Below are 17,453 nucleotides of genomic sequence, written 5' to 3' on the forward strand. Positions count from 1 at the left end.
CGGGTTCGCCGCTTTCGCTCGGCGCGGCGAACCCGGTTTGCCGGCCGGGAAGGCCCCTTCCGCATGGCTGATCAAGGGAACAGGGCCGATTCGCTCATGGCTCGAGCGGCCGTTTTTGTTCGTCGAGCGTAAACCCTTCGCCGAGCACGTCATGCACGTCGGTGACGGCGACAAACGCGTGCGGATCGACGGACATAATGACGTTTTTCAAGCGCGTCAGTTCGTTTTTGGCGACGACGCAATACAAAACGTCACGGTCGCGCTTCGTGTACGAGCCGCGCCCTTTGAGCACGGTGACGCCGCGCTCCATCTCCGTCAAAATCCGGTTGGCGATCTCTTCGCTTTTGTCGGAGATGATCGTCGCTCCTTTCGCGGCGTACCCGCCTTCTTGGATAAAATCGATGACCCGGGCGGCGATGAAGACGGCGACCAGCGTATACATCGCTTCCCGGTATGATAAGTAAAGAAGGGACAACGTGATGACCGTGGCGTCAAAGGCGAACATCGTTTTGCCCATGCTGATGCCTTTGTACTTATAGACTAAGCGGGCGATGATATCCACTCCCCCGGTGGTGCCGCCGTAGCGAAAAATGATGCCGAGGCCGACGCCGATGAACACGCCGGCGAACAAGGCGGCGAGCGTCAAATCATGGCGAAGCGGCATATGAATCATGTAGCGTTGAAAGATGGACAAAAATACAGAAACGGCGACCGTGCCGATGATCGTATAGAGAAACGTCTGACGGCCGAGCAGTTTCCAGCCGATGAAAAAGACCGGGATGTTGAGCGCCAAGTTGGTGATGGCCGGATCCAAACCGGACGAAAAATAAAGGAGAAGCGTAATGCCGGTAAATCCGCCTTCCGCCAAATTGTTTTGCATGTTGAAATGGACGAGCCCGAAGGCGAAAATGGCGGCGCCAAGCAAAATAAATACGCAGTTTTTGATCTTGAGTCCAAAAATCATAACGTCCCTCCGTCCGCAAAAATAGTCGGCGCCCTTAATTATAGAGGAACTCATCCATCTAGGCAATGATGAGCGCAAACGGACGGAATGGACAGCGGGCGAAAACATTTGTCAAATGCGCCGCTTTTCGCTAACATGAAAGCAGACGAGGTGAGAGCGATGCAAGAGAAAACGATGAAACAGATGCAACAAGAAGTGGACGAGTACATCAGCCAATTTCAGGAAGGCTATTTTTGTCCGCTCGCCATGCTCGCGCGGCTGACCGAAGAGCTCGGCGAACTGGCGCGAGAGGTGAACCACTACTACGGGGAAAAACCGAAAAAGGCGACCGAACAAGAAAAAACAATCGAAGAAGAGCTGGGCGATTTGCTGTTTGTGCTCATTTGCTTCGCCAATTCGCTTGGCATTGATTTGCAAGCGGCGCACGACCGGGTGATGGACAAGTTCCGCACCCGCGACCGTGACCGTTGGACGCGGAAGGAGGAAGCGAAATGATTCGCATCGTCATCGCCGGGCCGCGCGGCCGCATGGGCCGTGAAGCGGTGGCGCTTGTGCAAAGAACGGACCATTTTGAACTGGCCGCGGTCATCGACCGTCGTTACGACGGACAAAATTTAGCGGAGATCGATGGATTTGCCGGTGTCGACGCCCCGATTTACACTGATGCGGCTCGCTGTTTTGCCGAAGTGAAGCCGGATGTCTTGATCGATTTGACCACGCCGGAAGCCGGAAAACGGCATGCTGAGCTGGCGCTGCGCCACGGCGTTCGCCCGGTCGTCGGCACGACCGGATTTACGCCGGACGAGATCGAGCGGCTGACCGAATTGGCTGAGGAAAAAGAGCTCGGCGCCATCATCGCCCCGAACTTCGCCGTTGGCGCGGTGCTGATGATGAAGTTCGCCCGCATGGCGGCCAAATATTTCACCGATGTGGAAATTATCGAGCTGCATCACGACCAAAAGCTTGACGCCCCATCGGGAACAGCGCTGAAAACCGCGCAGCTCATCGCCGAAGTGCGCCCGGAGAAAAAACAAGGCCATCCGGATGAAAAGGAAACGCTCGCCGGTGCGCGCGGTGCCGCGTACGCCGGCATTCCGATTCACAGCGTCCGTCTGCCAGGGCTTGTGGCGCATCAGGAAGTGATGTTCGGCGGCGACGGACAGACGTTGACGATCCGCCATGATTCCTTCGACCGCCGTTCGTTCATGTCGGGAGTGAAACTGGCGGTGGAAACGGTCATGCATTTACATACGCTCGTCTACGGGCTCGAACAGATTTTAGACTAGCGCGGACAGCGCCAACGGGGGAGAGGACAAGATGAAAATCGCGTTGATTGCTCACGACCAAAAAAAGGCGGAGATGGTCGCGTTTGTGACCGCCTATGCACCGATTTTGGCGAACCACGAACTGTACGCCACCGGCACGACCGGCTTGCGCATTCAAGAGGCGACCGGTCTTTCGGTTCACCGTTTCCAATCCGGGCCGTACGGTGGCGATCAAGAAATCGGGGCGATGATCGCCCGCAATGAAATGGATATTGTTATTTTTTTCCGAGATCCGCTCACCGCCCAGCCGCACGAACCGGATATTAGCGCGCTGATGCGGCTTTGCGATGTCTACGCCGTGCCGCTGGCGACGAACATCGGGACGGCCGAGCTGCTCATTCGCGCGTTGGAGCGCGGCGATTTGGCATGGCGCAACATCGTCCGCGGTCGGGCGAAAAGTGGGGAGGAATCGGAAACAGAAAGGTGACCGCAATGGTGGAAACATGTGATCTATTGGCGTTTGGCGCCCATCCCGATGACGTTGAAATCGGCATGGGCGGGACGATCGCCAAATATGTGCGGCGCGGATACCGCGCGGTGATTTGCGATTTAACGAAGGCCGAGCTGTCATCAAACGGCACGGTTGACGAGCGGCAGAACGAAGCGGCTGAAGCGGCGCGCCGGCTTGGCGTAGCGGAACGGCTCAACCTCGGGCTGCCCGACCGCGGTCTTGATGTCGATGATGAGGAGGCGATTCGCCGCCTAGTCGCCGTCATTCGCCGTTATCGGCCGCAGCTCGTATTCGCTCCGTATTGGGAGGATCGCCATCCCGATCATGGGCGATGCGCCCGCCTCGTTGAGGAGGCGGTCTTTTCCGCCGGCATCCGCCGCTATGGCGCAGGCGAGCTGGGAGAGGCGCACCGCGTCCGCGCCGTGTACTACTATATGATCAATGCCTTTTGCCGCCCGCACTTTCTCATCGATATTAGCGAGGCGATCGACGACAAGCGGGCCTGTTTGCGCGCCTACGGAAGCCAGTTTGAAAAGCGGCCCGGATCGGTCGACACCCCGCTGACCAACCACTACATCGAGATGATCGAAAGCCGCGAGCGCTGGTTTGGCCAGCAAATTGGCGCGGCATATGCCGAAGGGTTTTTGTCCAAAGCACCGATTCATCTTTTCGACTTATTCGAGGGAGCGCGATGAAGCTGAAAATCGGAATTGTCTGTTATCCGACGGTCGGAGGCTCGGGGGTCGTCGCCACCGAGCTTGGCAAGCTGCTGGCAGAGCGTGGGCATGAGATCCATTTTATTTCATCGAGCATGCCGTTTCGGCTCAGCAAAGTATACGGGAATATTTATTACCATGAAGTGAGTGTCAACCAATATTCGGTTTTTCAATATCCGCCGTACGATTTGGCGTTGGCCAGCAAAATCGCCGAGGTGGCGAAGCGGGAACGGCTCGATGTGCTTCATGCCCATTACGCCGTGCCGCATGCGGTCTGTGCCGTGCTGGCGCGGCAAATGGTGGGCGAATTGCCGATTGTGACGACATTGCACGGCACGGACATCACAGTGCTCGGCTATGACCCGTCGCTTTCTGATATGATCAAGTTTGGCATTGAGCAGTCCGATGTGGTCACGGCTGTATCAAACGCTCTCGTCCGCCAAACATACGAACTGCTCGATGTGCAAAAACCGATCCAAACGGTGTACAATTTTGTCGACGAGCGCGTCTACCAGCGCCGGGAAGCCGGCCATTTGCGGCGCGAATACGGCATCGGCGAGCAGGAGCGCGTCGTGATTCACGTCTCCAATTTCCGCAAAGTGAAGCGCGTCCCCGATGTGGTGCGCGCCTTTGCCATCATTCGCCGTCACGTGCCGGCCAAGCTTTTGTTTGTCGGCGATGGGCCGGAAATGACCGTCGTCTGCCGGCTTGTCAAAGAGCTGGGCTTACAGAATGAAGTCCGTTTTTTAGGCAAACAAGACAAGCTGGACGAGCTGTATTCGATCAGCGATGTGATGATGCTGCTGTCGGAAAAAGAAAGCTTTGGCCTCGTTCTGCTCGAGGCGATGGCGTGCGGCGTCCCGTGCATCGGCACGGCGATTGGCGGCATTCCGGAAGTGATCGATGACGGCCAAAGCGGATTTTTATGCCCGCTTGGCGATGTAAAAGAGGCGGGGAGGAAGGCGCTGGCGCTGCTGACCGACCGCCGCCTGCACGCCGAGATGGCGAAGCGGGCGGTGCAGGCCGTCGAGCGCAAATTCCGTTCGTCCGATATCGTCGGGCAGTATGAGCAGCTGTACGCTTCGCTGGCAGCAAGGAAGGTGAGACGATGAAACCGCCGTTCCGGCAGGCGCTTGGCATTATCCGACAGCTGAAGCAACATGGCTATGAAGCGTATTTCGTCGGCGGCGCCGTGCGCGACCTCTTGATCGGGCGTGCGATCGGCGATGTCGACATTGCGACGAGCGCCCGTCCTGAAGAAGTGATGGCCATATTTCCGAAAACGATCGACGTCGGCTCCAAGCATGGTACGGTCGTCGTCGTCCATGAAGGAACAGCGTATGAAGTGACGACATTTCGCACGGACGGGGATTACGAAGATTACCGCCGCCCCGAATCGGTGACGTTCGTCCGTTCGCTGGAAGAAGATTTAAAGCGGCGCGACTTTACGATGAACGCCATCGCCATGGACGAAAACGGGACCGTTATCGATCCGTTTGCGGGACGGGAGGCGATTGCGCGGCGGCTCATTCGCACGGTGGGAAAGGCCGAAGAGCGGTTTCGCGAAGATGCGCTCCGCATGATGCGAGCGATTCGATTTGTCAGCCAGCTCGGTTTTTCCCTCGCGCCGGAAACGAAGCGGGCGGTCATAGACAATGCCCCGCTTCTTGCCCATATTTCCGTGGAGCGGATGACCATGGAGATGGAAAAACTGCTCGCCGGCCCGTTTGCCGGCGAAGCGTTGTCGCTGTTGGCGGAAACCGGATTGTGCGCGTATTTGCCAGGTCTCGTTGGAAAAGAGGAGGGAGTGCGCCGGGCGGCGGCGTACCGCTGGGGATGGCTCACAGCGCGCGAAGAGCGGTGGGCGCTGTTGTGCCGAGCGCTTGACATCACGGAAAGCCGGCCGTTTTTGCGGGCATGGAAGCTGCCGAACAAAGTGATGGACGAAACCGGCGCGATCTTGTCGGCGCTCGAGGCCGTTCCCCATTCAGACGAATGGACGAATGAGCGGCTGTTTTTGGCTGGCCTCAAGCGCGCGCTTTCCGTTGAGACAGTGCGCGCCGCCTACACCGGCACACCGCCCGATTCATCGCATGATGAGCTGCGCCGCCGCTTTGCCGCTTTGCCCATCAAAACGAAAGCGGAACTCGCGGTGAGCGGCAAAGAGGTCATTCAGTGGATCGGAAAGCCGGCCGGCCCGTGGGTGAAAGAGACGCTTTACGCCATATGGCGGGCGGTCGTCAACGGTGAAGTTGAAAACGAGAAGGAGCGGATTCACGCATGGCTCACGGAGCGCAATCGGACACAAGGAAACGGCTGTTAGAACTGTTTGCCGAGGCAAACGGCGAGTTTTTATCCGGACAAAAAATTAGCGAACGGCTCGGCTGCTCGCGCGCGGCGGTGTGGAAGCATATCGAGGAGCTGCGCAAGGAAGGATTTGAGCTCGAAGCGGTGCGCCGCCTCGGCTACCGGATCGTTAGCACTCCGGACAAAGTGACGGCGAACGAAATCCAACTCGGCTTAAAAACGGAGACGTTTGGCCAAGTGATTTATTCCTTCGAGGATGTGGATTCGACCCAGCGGGTGGCGGCCAAGCTGGCCCACGAAGGAGCGCCGGAAGGGACGCTCGTCGTTGCTGAGGAGCAAAAAGCCGGACGTGGGCGCCTCGACCGGAAATGGTTTTCGCCAAAAGGAACGGGCATTTGGATGAGCCTGATTTTGCGCCCGCCCATCCCGCCGCAACAGGCGCCGCAGCTGACCTTGCTTGCGGCTGTCGCCATCAGCCAGGCCATTCAAGAAGTGACCGGCCTCGTCCCGGACATTAAATGGCCAAACGACATTTTGCTTGGCGGCAAAAAATGCGTCGGCATTTTAACCGAGCTGCAGGCCGATCCGGATCGCGTCCATTCGGTGATCATCGGCATCGGCATCAACGTCAATCAGACGAGCGAGCAATTTCCCGAGGACATCCGCGCCATCGCCACCTCGCTCGCCATCGAAAAGGGGAAGCCCATCAAACGGGCGCGGCTCATCCAAGACATTTTGTTCCGGCTGGAACGCTTGTACCGCCAATACTTGACGCACGGGTTCCGACCGATCAAGCTTCTTTGGGAAGGATACGCCGTTTCGATCGGCAAGCCGGTGACGGCCCGGACGTTGGGCGGGGTGATGCGCGGCATCGCCCGCGGTATCACCGATGATGGGCTGCTCATCTTGGAAGATGAGCAAAACACGATTCATTACATTCATTCAGCCGACATTCAACTGTAATTGCCACTAGAAAAATTGTGACAATTTTGTTAAAATGCAAAGTGAGGAAAAGGGCAGTATCTTTGTCGAAAAGAACTGCACCGGATATGGCGACGTGAATGAAAAAAGAAGCAACGAAAAGATCTGCCTTGATCCTTGCAGGAAGGACTGGGACAGAGGGATGAACGGGGCCGACGGCGGTTGAGCAGCGTCCTTCTTTCTCAAGGCGGAAAGAAGGACGCTTTCTTTCGGGCGGTTCATCTCCTCTGCAGCGAAAAGAGGAGGGAACGAACGTGAAAACGAAAGCCGATTTCTTGCGCATGAAACAGGAGAGCGAGCCGATTGTCATGGTGACCGCCTATGACTTTCCAGCGGCGAAGCTCGCTGAGCAAGCGGGAGTCGACATGATTTTGGTCGGCGACTCACTCGGCATGGTCGTGCTCGGCTACGACTCGACGATCCCGGTGACGGTCGATGACATGATTCATCACACGAAAGCGGTCCGCCGCGGTGCGCCGAATACGTTTATCGTCACCGACATGCCGTTTATGTCGTACCACACATCGAGAGCGGAGGCGCTGCACAATGCTCGGCGCATCATGCAAGAGTCGGGGGCGAACGCCGTCAAAGTCGAGGGGGCGGATGAAGTCGTCGATGTCATCGCCGCCTTGACGAAAGCCGGGGTGCCGGTCGTCGCCCATCTTGGGCTGACGCCGCAGTCCGTGGGCGTGCTTGGCGGCTACAAAGTGCAAGGCAAAGACGCGGAAAGCGCCAAAAAACTGCTCGAGGATGCCAAGCGGTGCGAGCAGGCGGGAGCGATGGCCCTCGTCTTGGAGTGCGTGCCGAAGCAGCTCGGCGCGGCGGTTGCGCGCGAGCTGGCGATTCCTGTCATCGGCATCGGCGCTGGGGCCGATGTCGACGGGCAAGTGCTCGTCTACCATGACTTGCTTGGCTATGGGGTCAGCCGCGTGCCAAAGTTTGTCAAACCGTACGCCTCCATCCAAGAAACGATCGTCGCGGCGTTGGCCCACTACGCCGCGGAGGTTAAGCTGCGCCAATTCCCGGAGCCGGCGCATACGTTTACGATGAAGGAAGAAGAATGGGTAGCGTTATACGGAGGAACATCATCATGATCATCATCGACCGCATTCTTGACATGCAGGCGCTCATGCGCCGATGCCGCCGCGAAGGAAAAACGATCGGATTCGTCCCGACGATGGGCTATTTGCACGAAGGACATGCCGCCCTCATCGACAGGGCGCGGGAAGAGAATGACGTAGTCGTTGTCAGCATTTTCGTCAACCCGCTTCAGTTCGGCCCAAATGAAGATTTTGCCCGTTATCCGCGCGATTTCGCCCGCGACCGGCGCATCGCTGAACAGCACGGAGCCGACGTGCTCTTTCACCCAGAGGCGGGGGAAATGTATCCGGGGCCGCTCACGGTGCAGGCCGTCGTGAAAGCGCGCACCGATGTATTGTGCGGACGGTCGCGGCCCGGGCATTTCGACGGGGTGGCGACGGTGCTTATCAAGCTGTTTAACATCGTCATGCCTGACCGCGCCTACTTTGGCAGGAAAGACGCCCAGCAAGTGGCGGTTGTTGACGGCCTCATTCGCGATTTCAATTTTCCGATTGAGCTCGTGCCGGTGCCGACGGTGCGCGAGGCCGACGGGCTGGCAAAAAGCTCGCGCAACGTCTATTTGTCCCCGCAGGAACGGCGTGAGGCGCCGGCGCTCTATCAAGCGCTCCAGGCCGCAGCGGCGGCTGTTGAGGGCGGGGAACGGAGCGCGGCCGCCATTCGTCGCCTCGTCCGCGAACAGATTGAAGCCCATACGAACGCGGAGATCGACTATGTGGACGTATGCTCATATCCGGACTTGGCGCCGTTGGCGGTGTTAGAGGGCACCGTCATTATCGCCATCGCCGTCCGGTTTGCGAGCGCCCGGCTGATTGACAATCTCATCCTTGAGCTGCCCAAGGCGCCAAGACAAGAGGAGTAAGGGGGGATCACCCATGTTTCGCACGCTCATGAACGCGAAAATTCACCGCGCCCGCGTGACGGAAGCGAATTTGGATTACGTCGGCAGCATTACGATCGACGAAGATATTTTGGATGCCGTCGGCATGGTAGCTAATGAAAAAGTGCAAGTGGTCAACAATAATAATGGAGCCCGTTTTGAAACATACATCATCCCCGGCGAGCGGGGCAGCGGCGTCTTCTGTCTAAACGGCGCCGCCGCCCGTCTCGTGCAAAAAGGGGATGTCATTATCGTCATTTCGTATGCGCTTGTTCCCGAGGACAAAGTGTCTAAACACCGGCCGAAAATTGCGATTATGGATGAAAACAACCGAATTGTCCAGCTAATTGCTGAAGAGCCGGCACATACGATTTTATAAAGGGGGCTTTCCGCCCCTTTTCGTTTTGAGGTGATGAAAATGGCCACCCGCTTTGTCATTATTGATCTAGAAACAACTGGAAATGGGCCGAAAAAAGGAGATCGGATCATTCAGCTCGGCATGGCGGTTGTGGAAAACGGCTTGATCGTTGAGCGGTTTTCCAGTTTTTTTAACCCGGAACAGCCGATTCCTTTGTTCGTCCAGCAGCTGACAAACATTAACGAAGAGACGGTGGAAGGGGCGCCGCTGTTTGCCGACAAGGCGGGCGAGATCGCGGCCATGATGGATGATGCGTATTTTGTCGCCCACAACGTCGATTTCGATTTGCCGTTTTTGCAGGCTGAGCTAGAACGGGCCGGTCGCCCCCCGTTCACCGGCCCGACGATTGACACGGTGGAGCTCGCCCGCATCGTGCTGCCAACGGCGGAAAGTTACAAACTCAGCGACTTGGCGAGGCAGCTCGGCCTCCGCCATGATCGCCCCCATCAGGCGGACAGCGATGCCGAAGTGACCGCCAAGCTGCTGCTCGCTTTGCTTGAGCGGCTTGGCCGCCTGCCGCTCGTGACGCTCGAACAGCTGCGGCGCCTCGCCCGCCGCCTCAAGAGCGACATTTACTTGCTTCTTGATGCGCTGATCGCGGAAAAACAGCGAGAAGCGCCGAACGACCAACCATTTGTCATGCATGGCGGCATCGCTCTGAAACGGCCGGCCCCAGCGCGCCCGGAAAAAGAAAAGGGGGCTGTGGCCGCTTCGTTCGCCGCCTTCTCTGAACAGGAGCCGCCGTTGCCGCTTCCCGGTTACAAGCGGCGTCCGACGCAGTGGGAGATGATGCGGCTCGTCTATGAGGCGCTGTCGACATCTCAGCACGCCATGATGGAGGCAGGGACCGGGCTTGGCAAATCGCTCGCTTACTTGATTCCAGCCGCTTTTTTCGCCGGTGAGCGGCAAGAGCGGGTCGTCATCAGCACCAATACGATCCAGCTGCAAGAGCAGCTTATCCGCCGCGATGTGCCGGTGCTGCGAGAAGTGGTGCCGTTTCCGCTTCGCGTGGCCGTGCTGAAAGGGAAACAAAACTACCTCTCCATCGAGAAGTTTGCTTCGTTTTTAGCCGAGCCGTCCGATCCATACGATGCCGTCCTTTTGAAATGTCAGCTGCTCGTTTGGCTGCTGGAGACGGAGAGCGGCGATTTGGATGAGTTGAACGTTCCATCCGGCGCCCGGATGCTGTTAGCGGACCTTGCCATTGGAGAAGAGGAAGAGGGTGGGCGGCACCATTTTTTCGCCGCAGCGAAAAGACGGGCTGAAGAGGCTGATCTCATCATCACGAATCATGCTTTTTTGCTTCATGATTTGACGGCTCCTCGGCCGCTTTTCCCGCCGTTTCGCTATCTTGTCATCGACGAAGCGCATCGGCTGGAAGACGCGGCGGCCCGTCATTTTGGCGAGCGGGTCGACTACGTATCGTTTCGCTTCCTGACGGCGAAACTCGCGCAAACGATGGCGAAGCGAAGGGAAGAGGAGCAGCGTTGCGAGGCGCGAGCGACGCTTGCCCGTTGCCAACGGCTTCTTGAGGAGCTGCAGTTTGAAGGGGATGAGCTGTTTCGGCTGTTGCGCCGCTACGCGCTGGCAAAACAGCCAGCCAGAGCCGGGCGTTGCCGTTATCGTTTTTCCCCGGCCGATGAGCGCGGACAAACATGGGAGGCGGCCGTCGAGTTGTGTTGGCGTCTCCGCGATGCGATAGCGGCGCTGGCAGCGGCGGTCCAACCGCTGTTGGCGACCGAGAACGAGACGATGGCGCTGCCCGTCTCGTTCTCGGCTGATATGGCCGCGCTTCGCCGGCACATCGCCGCCCTCGTTCGGTTGCTGACAGAAACCGAGGAAGGAGTCGTGCGCTGGATGGAAGCGGACGAAAAGGGGGCGGCGAACGCCGTCCGTCTTTATGCGCAGCCGGTCGATCTCTCCGCTTTTTTCGCGGACCGGTTGTTTATGAACAAGCGGAGCGTCATATTGACTTCGGCGACGCTCACGGTGCGCGGTCAGTTCAGCTACATGGCGGCGCGGCTCGGCCTCGAAGAATTTTATCCGCTTTGCCGCTCGTTTCCAGCTCCGTTTCGCTATGAGGAACAGGCGGCGCTCTTTGTGCCGACCGATCTGCCGCTTGTGTCAGCCGTGCCGCTGGAACGGTACGCGGAAGCGGCCGCCGCGGCCATCGTTGCGATCGCGCGCCGCCTCGGCCGGCGGATGCTTGTGCTGTTTCCTTCCTATGAATTGCTGAAGCTGACCGCTGAAGCGCTCAAGGCCGAGGAGGGAAACGAGCCGTTCGTGCTGATCGCCCAAGGAGTGCAAAGCGGCAGCCCGACGAAACTTTTGCGGACATTTTTGCAATTTGATCAAGCGGTGTTGCTGGGAACGAGCAGCTTTTGGGAGGGGGTCGATTTGCCGGGGCCGGCGCTCGCCGCCCTCGTCATCGCTCGTCTGCCGTTTGCCTCTCCTGAGGATCCGGTGGCGGCGGCAAAAAGTGAACGGATTCGCGCCGCGGGGGGCGATCCGTTTGCTCGGCTCTCGCTTCCCGAGGCGGTGCTTCGCTTTCGCCAAGGATTCGGCCGCCTGATTCGCACGGAACGCGATAAAGGGGCGGTGTTTGTGCTTGACCGCCGGTTGCTGACCGCTTCCTACGGGGCCGATTTTTTGGCTTCCTTGCCGCCGCTTCCGGTGCACGAAGGGCCGCTTGCCGCGCTGCTCGAGGCGGCGGAAGACTGGCTGGCATAAGGCCGGCGCGGCTTTTTAGCGTTCTTGAAAAAATGATGAGCTTGGGAAAACGGCGGAGGGGGGATGGAGGAAGAGCGGTTTCGCCCGTCTTTTTCTCATAAAGAGGAGGGAAACGGCGCAATCTAAAGATGGCGTCCACTCGCCAAACAGAGCGCAAAGCAAGAAGCCCCGCGCAAAGGCGGGGCGGGAACGAGGCAAATTTGCGTTGGCGGTGTAGGCGGGCAAATTTGTTATGAAATGGTCGGACAAACCTGCTATAATAGGGAAGAAGCACAAGGTGCCAAACAGGCGTCTCCGCCATGTCGGCTGGCCGCAAAAGGCGAAGACGCGCAACCGGTGTGACGTTTGCGGCTGCTGTATTTGTATTGTTGCCGGAGCCGCCCGTCTGTATAAGTAACAAAATTTGCGCCGCACAGGAGGAAGCGACGAAAATGGAAAGCAAAATCGAAGTGCTCGCCACCGTCAAAATTCAGCATTCCGAGGACTTGTACAAGATCGTCGATTGCCTGAACCGGACGCTCAAGCGCGACAATTTGATGTTCGGCCTCGCTTTGGATGAAAACGACAAGCGTCAAGCCGTTTTTACCATTTACCGGACGTGATCGGCCATGAAAAAGTGGGGATGGCTTCTATTGCTTTTTTTTGCCGTTCTCGTGTGGCAGACGTGGTCCATTTATAGCGAAGCGTTGGCGCCCAAGCGCGCGATGGTCGCGCGCGCCTTGGAGCGGGCAAAGGAAGCGGCGGAGCTTGTCGAGATCAAGAAAGTCTATACATATTATGGCGATGAAGCATACACCGTATTCATCGGCCGCGCGAAGCGAGGGGAAGATCTCGTCGTGTGGGTGCCAGAAAAAAGCGGGGATGTCGTCGTTCGGCGAGCAGATAGCGGCATCAGCGAGGCGGAGGCGCGCGCCATTTTGCGGCGCGAACGCCACCCGCAGCAGGTGATTGACGCCACGCTCGGCATGGAAAAAGGCGTGCCGGTTTGGGAGTTGACCTATATGGACGACGAGGGAAGATACTCGTTTTACTATTTGCACTTCACCGACGGCTCTTTTTTGAAAAGGTACAGCTTTCAACGATGACGATGTGAGGGGGAAGAAGCGATGAAATTGGCAAAACGGGTAGCGGCGCTGACGCCGTCGGCAACACTGGCGATTACGGCGAAAGCAAAAGAACTGAAAGCGGCCGGGCACGATGTGATCGGCTTAGGAGCCGGCGAACCGGATTTCAACACGCCGCAGCACATCATCGAGGCCGCCATTCAGGCCATGAACGAAGGGCATACGAAATATACGCCCTCGGGCGGACTGCCAGCGTTGAAAGCGGAAATTATCAAAAAGTTCGCTCGCGACCAAGGGCTCGATTATGAACCGGCCGAAGTGATCGTATGCGTCGGGGCGAAACATGCGCTGTACACGCTGTTTCAAGTGCTGTTGGACGAAGGCGACGAAGTCATTATCCCCACCCCGTATTGGGTGAGCTATCCGGAACAGGTGAAGCTGGCGGGCGGCGTTCCCGTCTATGTGGAGGGACGGGAGGAAAACGGCTTTAAAATGACGCCGGAGCAGCTGAAAGAGGCGATCACGCCGCGGACGAAAGCGGTCATCATCAACTCGCCGAGCAATCCGACCGGCATGATTTACACGGCCGAAGAATTAAAAGCGCTCGGCGACATTTGCTTGGAGCATGGGGTGCTGATCGTCTCCGATGAAATTTACGAAAAACTCATTTACGGTGGGGCAAAGCATGTGTCGATCGCCGAACTGTCGCCGGAGTTAAAGGCACAGACGGTCATTATCAACGGCTTGTCGAAATCGCACTCGATGACAGGCTGGCGCATTGGCTACGCGGCGGGGCCGAAAGAGATCATTCGGGCGATGACCGATTTGGCCAGCCATAGCACGTCCAACCCGACCTCGATCGCCCAATACGCGGCGATCGCTGCTTACAGCGGCCCACAGGAGCCGGTGGAACAAATGCGCCAGGCGTTTGAACAGCGCCTTCATATCATCTACGACAAACTCGTGCAAATTCCGGGCTTTACGTGCCTGAAGCCGCAAGGGGCGTTTTACTTGTTTCCGAACGCTCGCCAAGCGGCCGCGATGGCGGGCTGCCGCACGGTTGATGACCTTGTCGCCGCCCTGCTCGAAGAAGCGAAAGTGGCCCTTGTGCCGGGTTCAGGATTTGGGGCGCCGGACAACGTTCGCCTCTCCTATGCGACTTCGTTAGAGGCGTTGGAAACCGCCATCGAACGCATTCGCCGCTTTATGGAAGCGCGCGCGTAACAGCGATCCGCCCGCCTCTTTGGCCGCTAGGCAATGGAAAGACGGCTTTGCTTGAAGCAAAGCCGCTTTTTCCGCGCTTCAGCTAGGGGGCGAATTGTCGCGGCGGGGCGGCATCATGAGGGCAAACGCACGGACAAGGCGATAAGAGGAAAGGAAGGGAATGGATACGTGAAAACGACAACGATTGCGGAAGTGAATCAATACGTCGGACAACAAGTGACGATCGGCGCTTGGCTGGCGAACAAGCGCTCGAGCGGAAAAATTGCTTTTTTGCAGCTGCGTGATGGAACGGGCTTTATTCAAGCGGTGGTGGAAAAAGCCAATGTTTCCGAAGAAGTGTTTCAGCGGGCAAAAGCGCTGACGCAGGAAACGTCGCTCTATGTGACCGGCACGGTGCGCATCGATGAGCGCTCTCCGTTCGGCTATGAACTATCGGTTTCCGATTTGCAAGTCATTCATGAAGCGGTCGACTACCCGATTACGCCTAAGGAGCACGGCGTTGAATTTTTGATGGACCATCGCCACCTTTGGCTGCGGTCGCGGCGCCAGCACGCGATCATGAAAGTTCGCAACGAGATCATCCGTGCGACGTATGAATTTTTCAATGACCGCGGCTTCGTTAAGGTCGATGCCCCGATTTTGACCGGCAGCGCGCCGGAAGGAACGACCGAGCTGTTCCATACGAGATATTTTGAAGAAGACGCGTATTTATCGCAAAGCGGCCAGCTTTATATGGAAGCGGCCGCCATGGCGCTCGGCAAAGTGTTTTCCTTTGGTCCGACGTTTCGCGCCGAAAAATCGAAAACGCGCCGCCATCTGATCGAGTTTTGGATGGTTGAGCCCGAAATGGCGTTTTATGAGTTTGAGGACAACTTGCGGCTGCAAGAAGAGTATGTGTCGCACCTTGTGCAGTCCGTGCTCGCTCGCTGCCGGCTCGAGCTCGGCCGCCTTGAGCGCGATACGGCCAAGCTGGAATTGGTGAAGCCGCCGTTCCCGCGCTTGACGTACGATGAGGCGATCCAACTGCTGCATGACAAAGGGTTTACCGATATCCAATGGGGCGATGATTTCGGCGCGCCGCATGAGACGGCCATCGCTGAAAGTTTTGACAAACCGGTGTTCATCACCCATTATCCGACATCCTTGAAGCCGTTTTATATGCAGCCGAACCCGAATCGCCCGGAAGTGGTGTTGTGCGCCGATTTGATCGCGCCGGAAGGATACGGGGAAATCATCGGCGGCTCCGAGCGCATTCACGATTACGAGCTGCTCAAAAAGCGCCTCGAGGAGCATCATTTGCCGCTTGACGCTTATGCGTGGTATCTCGATTTGCGCAAATACGGTTCCGTGCCGCACTCCGGATTCGGCCTTGGCTTGGAACGAACCGTCGCGTGGATTTGCGGCGTTGAGCATGTGCGCGAAACCATTCCGTTCCCGCGGCTGCTCAATCGTCTTTATCCATAATCCCTCGGCAAAAAAGGGTTTTTTCGCCGCCGGCATGGTATACTATCATTGAGGTGCATCGGCATGGAAAAGAAAAAAGTGGCCGAATGGCTGGCGCAAGGAAGCATTGCTGTTTCCAAACTGCTGCTTGACCGCTACAAGCAGCTCGGCTTGGACGAAAGGGAACTTGTCCTGCTTCTGCACATGCAGTCGTTTTTCGAAGCGGGGGTTTCGTTTCCAACACCGGCTGAACTGGCTGAAAAAATGACGATCTCGGCGGCGGAATGCATGGAGATGGTGCGGCGGCTTTTGCAAAAGGGAATGATCGCCATCGAGGAACAGACGGATGAGCGAGGCATTCGCAGCGAAAAATATACGCTCGAGCCCCTCTGGGAGCAGTTGGTGCACCATTTGTATACAGACGCCGTTCGCAGCGGGCAGGCTGAGGAAGAGAAGGCGGAGGAAAGTTTATACACCGTTTTTGAACAAGAGTTTGGCCGCCCCCTTTCCCCGTTTGAATGCGAAACGCTGGCGATGTGGATCGATCAAGACGGCCACGAGCCGGCGATCATCAAGGCGGCGCTGCGCGAGGCCGTGCTGTCGGGAAAATTGAATTTCCGCTACATTGATCGCATTTTATTCGAATGGAAAAAGAACGGCATTCGGACGATTGAACAGGCGCAAGATTACGGAAAAAAATTCCGCAAACCTAAGCCGTCCGCTCGTCCGGCGAAGCAGGCGACAGGGGAATTTCAACCGACGATCCCGTTTTTCAACTGGCTCGATTCCTAAACGGCCGATGAACACCAACGGCTCCCCTCGATCGATGAGGAAACGTGGGAAAAGAAGCGCCGATGCGGCAAGGAGGTTCTCGTTGAAAAACGGGGCTTGGGATCCGACCCGCTTTCGTCAAAGAACGGGAAAGACCGACAGAGCGGGGAAATCACAAGGGAGGAAACGGTCAGTGACTCGGGGGCGGTCAGCGCCCTTCGATCATCGGTCTCCGAAAACGAGAGGCGTTGTCTCTCGTTTTTGTTTGGTCTGCGGGCGCGGCAACGAAAGGAGGGGGAAGACGGGTGCTGACGAAACAGCAAATCCGTTATTGTTTGGATGTCATGGCGCGCATGTTTCCCGATGCGCATTGCGAACTTGTGCACCGCAATCCGTTTGAGCTGTTGATTGCGGTTGTCCTGTCGGCGCAATGCACGGACGCGTTAGTCAATAAAGTGACCAAACGGCTGTTTGAGAAATATCGAACGCCGCATGACTACCTCGCTGTGCCGCTGGCGGAGTTAGAGCAGGATATTCGCTCGATCGGTTTGTATCGAAACAAGGCGAAACATATTCAAAAGTTGTGTGCGATGTTGATAGAACAGTATAACGGCGAAGTGCCGCGCGACCGCGATGAATTGATGAAGCTGCCGGGAGTGGGGCGAAAGACGGCGAATGTCGTTGTTTCTGTCGCGTTTGGCGTTCCGGCCATCGCCGTCGATACACATGTGGAACGCGTCAGCAAACGGCTCGGCTTTTGCCGCTGGAGCGACTCGGTCCTCGAAGTGGAACAGACGCTGATGAGAAAAATCCCGAAAGAGGAGTGGTCCATCACCCACCACCGGATGATCTTTTTCGGCCGCTACCATTGCAAGGCGCAAGCACCACAATGTCCGGTCTGTCCGCTGCTTGAGCTATGCCGGGAAGGAAAAAAACGAATGAAAAAGCGCGAGCCATAACTTACCCGTGCTAGAAAAAGGGCTGTCCGATAAGTCGCTAAAAATAAAGAGGGTGTCCCAAAAGTGTTCGCATAGCGTTCGCTTTTCGGACACCCTCCTTTTTTTCGCAAAAAAAAATAAGA

18 protein-coding genes are annotated in these 17,453 nt (G+C 57.3%); 17 read left to right on the plus strand and 1 reads right to left on the minus strand.

Annotated features, from left to right (window positions below; genetic code table 11):
- Window positions 1-94 precede the first annotated feature (94 nt).
- On the minus strand, window positions 95-964 hold the full coding sequence (locus tag B4113_RS06115; protein ID WP_033844064.1) for a YitT family protein: 870 nt from the start codon (window positions 962-964) through the stop codon (window positions 95-97).
- A gap of 159 nt (window positions 965-1,123) precedes the next feature.
- Here B4113_RS06115 and B4113_RS06120 point away from each other — a divergent pair, with 159 nt between their 5' ends.
- The 17 genes from B4113_RS06120 to nth all read left to right on the plus strand — a co-directional run bounded on the left by B4113_RS06120 (window position 1,124) and on the right by nth (window position 17,331).
- The gene (locus B4113_RS06120; RefSeq protein WP_033844945.1) at window positions 1,124-1,459 is read left to right on the plus strand and encodes a nucleotide pyrophosphohydrolase; all 336 of its coding nucleotides are present in this window, start codon (window positions 1,124-1,126) and stop codon (window positions 1,457-1,459) included.
- Window positions 1,456-2,250 carry a 4-hydroxy-tetrahydrodipicolinate reductase gene (gene dapB / locus B4113_RS06125; RefSeq protein ID WP_033844063.1) on the plus strand — a complete coding sequence of 265 codons (795 nt, stop codon included), beginning with the start codon at window positions 1,456-1,458 and terminating at the stop codon, window positions 2,248-2,250. Before B4113_RS06120 ends, dapB begins: the two co-directional genes overlap by 4 nt.
- A gap of 31 nt (window positions 2,251-2,281) precedes the next feature.
- Window positions 2,282-2,716, plus strand: coding sequence for a methylglyoxal synthase (gene mgsA / locus B4113_RS06130; protein ID WP_033844062.1), 435 nt, complete (start codon window positions 2,282-2,284; stop codon window positions 2,714-2,716).
- A 5-nt stretch (window positions 2,717-2,721) separates the two neighbouring features.
- Entirely contained in the window at window positions 2,722-3,435 is a 714-nt protein-coding gene (bshB1, locus tag B4113_RS06135) for a bacillithiol biosynthesis deacetylase BshB1 (RefSeq protein ID WP_033019563.1), read from the plus strand.
- Window positions 3,432-4,568: an N-acetyl-alpha-D-glucosaminyl L-malate synthase BshA gene (gene bshA, locus B4113_RS06140; protein WP_033019566.1), complete on the plus strand. Its 1,137-nt coding sequence runs from the start codon at window positions 3,432-3,434 to the stop codon at window positions 4,566-4,568. The genes bshB1 and bshA overlap by 4 nt, the downstream gene beginning before the upstream one ends.
- On the plus strand, window positions 4,565-5,779 hold the full coding sequence (locus tag B4113_RS06145) for a CCA tRNA nucleotidyltransferase (RefSeq protein ID WP_033019569.1): 1,215 nt from the start codon (window positions 4,565-4,567) through the stop codon (window positions 5,777-5,779). The genes bshA and B4113_RS06145 overlap by 4 nt, the downstream gene beginning before the upstream one ends.
- On the plus strand, window positions 5,737-6,726 hold the full coding sequence (locus B4113_RS06150; RefSeq protein WP_033019571.1) for a bifunctional biotin--[acetyl-CoA-carboxylase] synthetase/biotin operon repressor: 990 nt from the start codon (window positions 5,737-5,739) through the stop codon (window positions 6,724-6,726). Before B4113_RS06145 ends, B4113_RS06150 begins: the two co-directional genes overlap by 43 nt.
- A gap of 272 nt (window positions 6,727-6,998) precedes the next feature.
- Window positions 6,999-7,838: a 3-methyl-2-oxobutanoate hydroxymethyltransferase gene (gene panB, locus B4113_RS06155; RefSeq protein WP_033019572.1), complete on the plus strand. Its 840-nt coding sequence runs from the start codon at window positions 6,999-7,001 to the stop codon at window positions 7,836-7,838.
- Window positions 7,835-8,704 carry a pantoate--beta-alanine ligase gene (gene panC, locus B4113_RS06160; RefSeq protein ID WP_033019573.1) on the plus strand — a complete coding sequence of 290 codons (870 nt, stop codon included), beginning with the start codon at window positions 7,835-7,837 and terminating at the stop codon, window positions 8,702-8,704. Before panB ends, panC begins: the two co-directional genes overlap by 4 nt.
- Before the next feature lie 13 nt (window positions 8,705-8,717).
- Window positions 8,718-9,101: an aspartate 1-decarboxylase gene (panD, locus tag B4113_RS06165; protein WP_033019574.1), complete on the plus strand. Its 384-nt coding sequence runs from the start codon at window positions 8,718-8,720 to the stop codon at window positions 9,099-9,101.
- Window positions 9,102-9,140: 39 nt separating this feature from the next.
- Window positions 9,141-11,870, plus strand: coding sequence for an ATP-dependent DNA helicase DinG (gene dinG / locus B4113_RS06170; protein ID WP_033844944.1), 2,730 nt, complete (start codon window positions 9,141-9,143; stop codon window positions 11,868-11,870).
- 431 nt (window positions 11,871-12,301) lie between these two features.
- Window positions 12,302-12,472: a YpmA family protein gene (locus B4113_RS18580; protein ID WP_081897228.1), complete on the plus strand. Its 171-nt coding sequence runs from the start codon at window positions 12,302-12,304 to the stop codon at window positions 12,470-12,472.
- Window positions 12,473-12,478: 6 nt separating this feature from the next.
- Window positions 12,479-12,955 (plus strand): DUF5590 domain-containing protein, encoded by a 477-nt coding sequence (locus B4113_RS06175; RefSeq protein WP_033019575.1) that lies wholly within the window; start codon window positions 12,479-12,481, stop codon window positions 12,953-12,955.
- Window positions 12,956-12,976: 21 nt separating this feature from the next.
- Entirely contained in the window at window positions 12,977-14,158 is a 1,182-nt protein-coding gene (locus B4113_RS06180; protein WP_033019577.1) for a pyridoxal phosphate-dependent aminotransferase, read from the plus strand.
- A 168-nt stretch (window positions 14,159-14,326) separates the two neighbouring features.
- Window positions 14,327-15,622 carry an asparagine--tRNA ligase gene (gene asnS / locus B4113_RS06185; protein WP_033019580.1) on the plus strand — a complete coding sequence of 432 codons (1,296 nt, stop codon included), beginning with the start codon at window positions 14,327-14,329 and terminating at the stop codon, window positions 15,620-15,622.
- A gap of 63 nt (window positions 15,623-15,685) precedes the next feature.
- Window positions 15,686-16,393, plus strand: a complete 708-nt coding sequence (locus tag B4113_RS06190; protein WP_033019582.1) for a DnaD domain-containing protein — start codon at window positions 15,686-15,688, stop codon at window positions 16,391-16,393.
- A gap of 284 nt (window positions 16,394-16,677) precedes the next feature.
- Entirely contained in the window at window positions 16,678-17,331 is a 654-nt protein-coding gene (gene nth / locus B4113_RS06195) for an endonuclease III (RefSeq protein ID WP_033019584.1), read from the plus strand.
- Window positions 17,332-17,453: the final 122 nt, after the last annotated feature.

The sequence above is a fragment of the Geobacillus sp. B4113_201601 genome (assembly GCF_001587475.1).
Taxonomy (GTDB): Bacteria; Bacillota; Bacilli; order Bacillales; family Anoxybacillaceae; genus Geobacillus; species Geobacillus icigianus.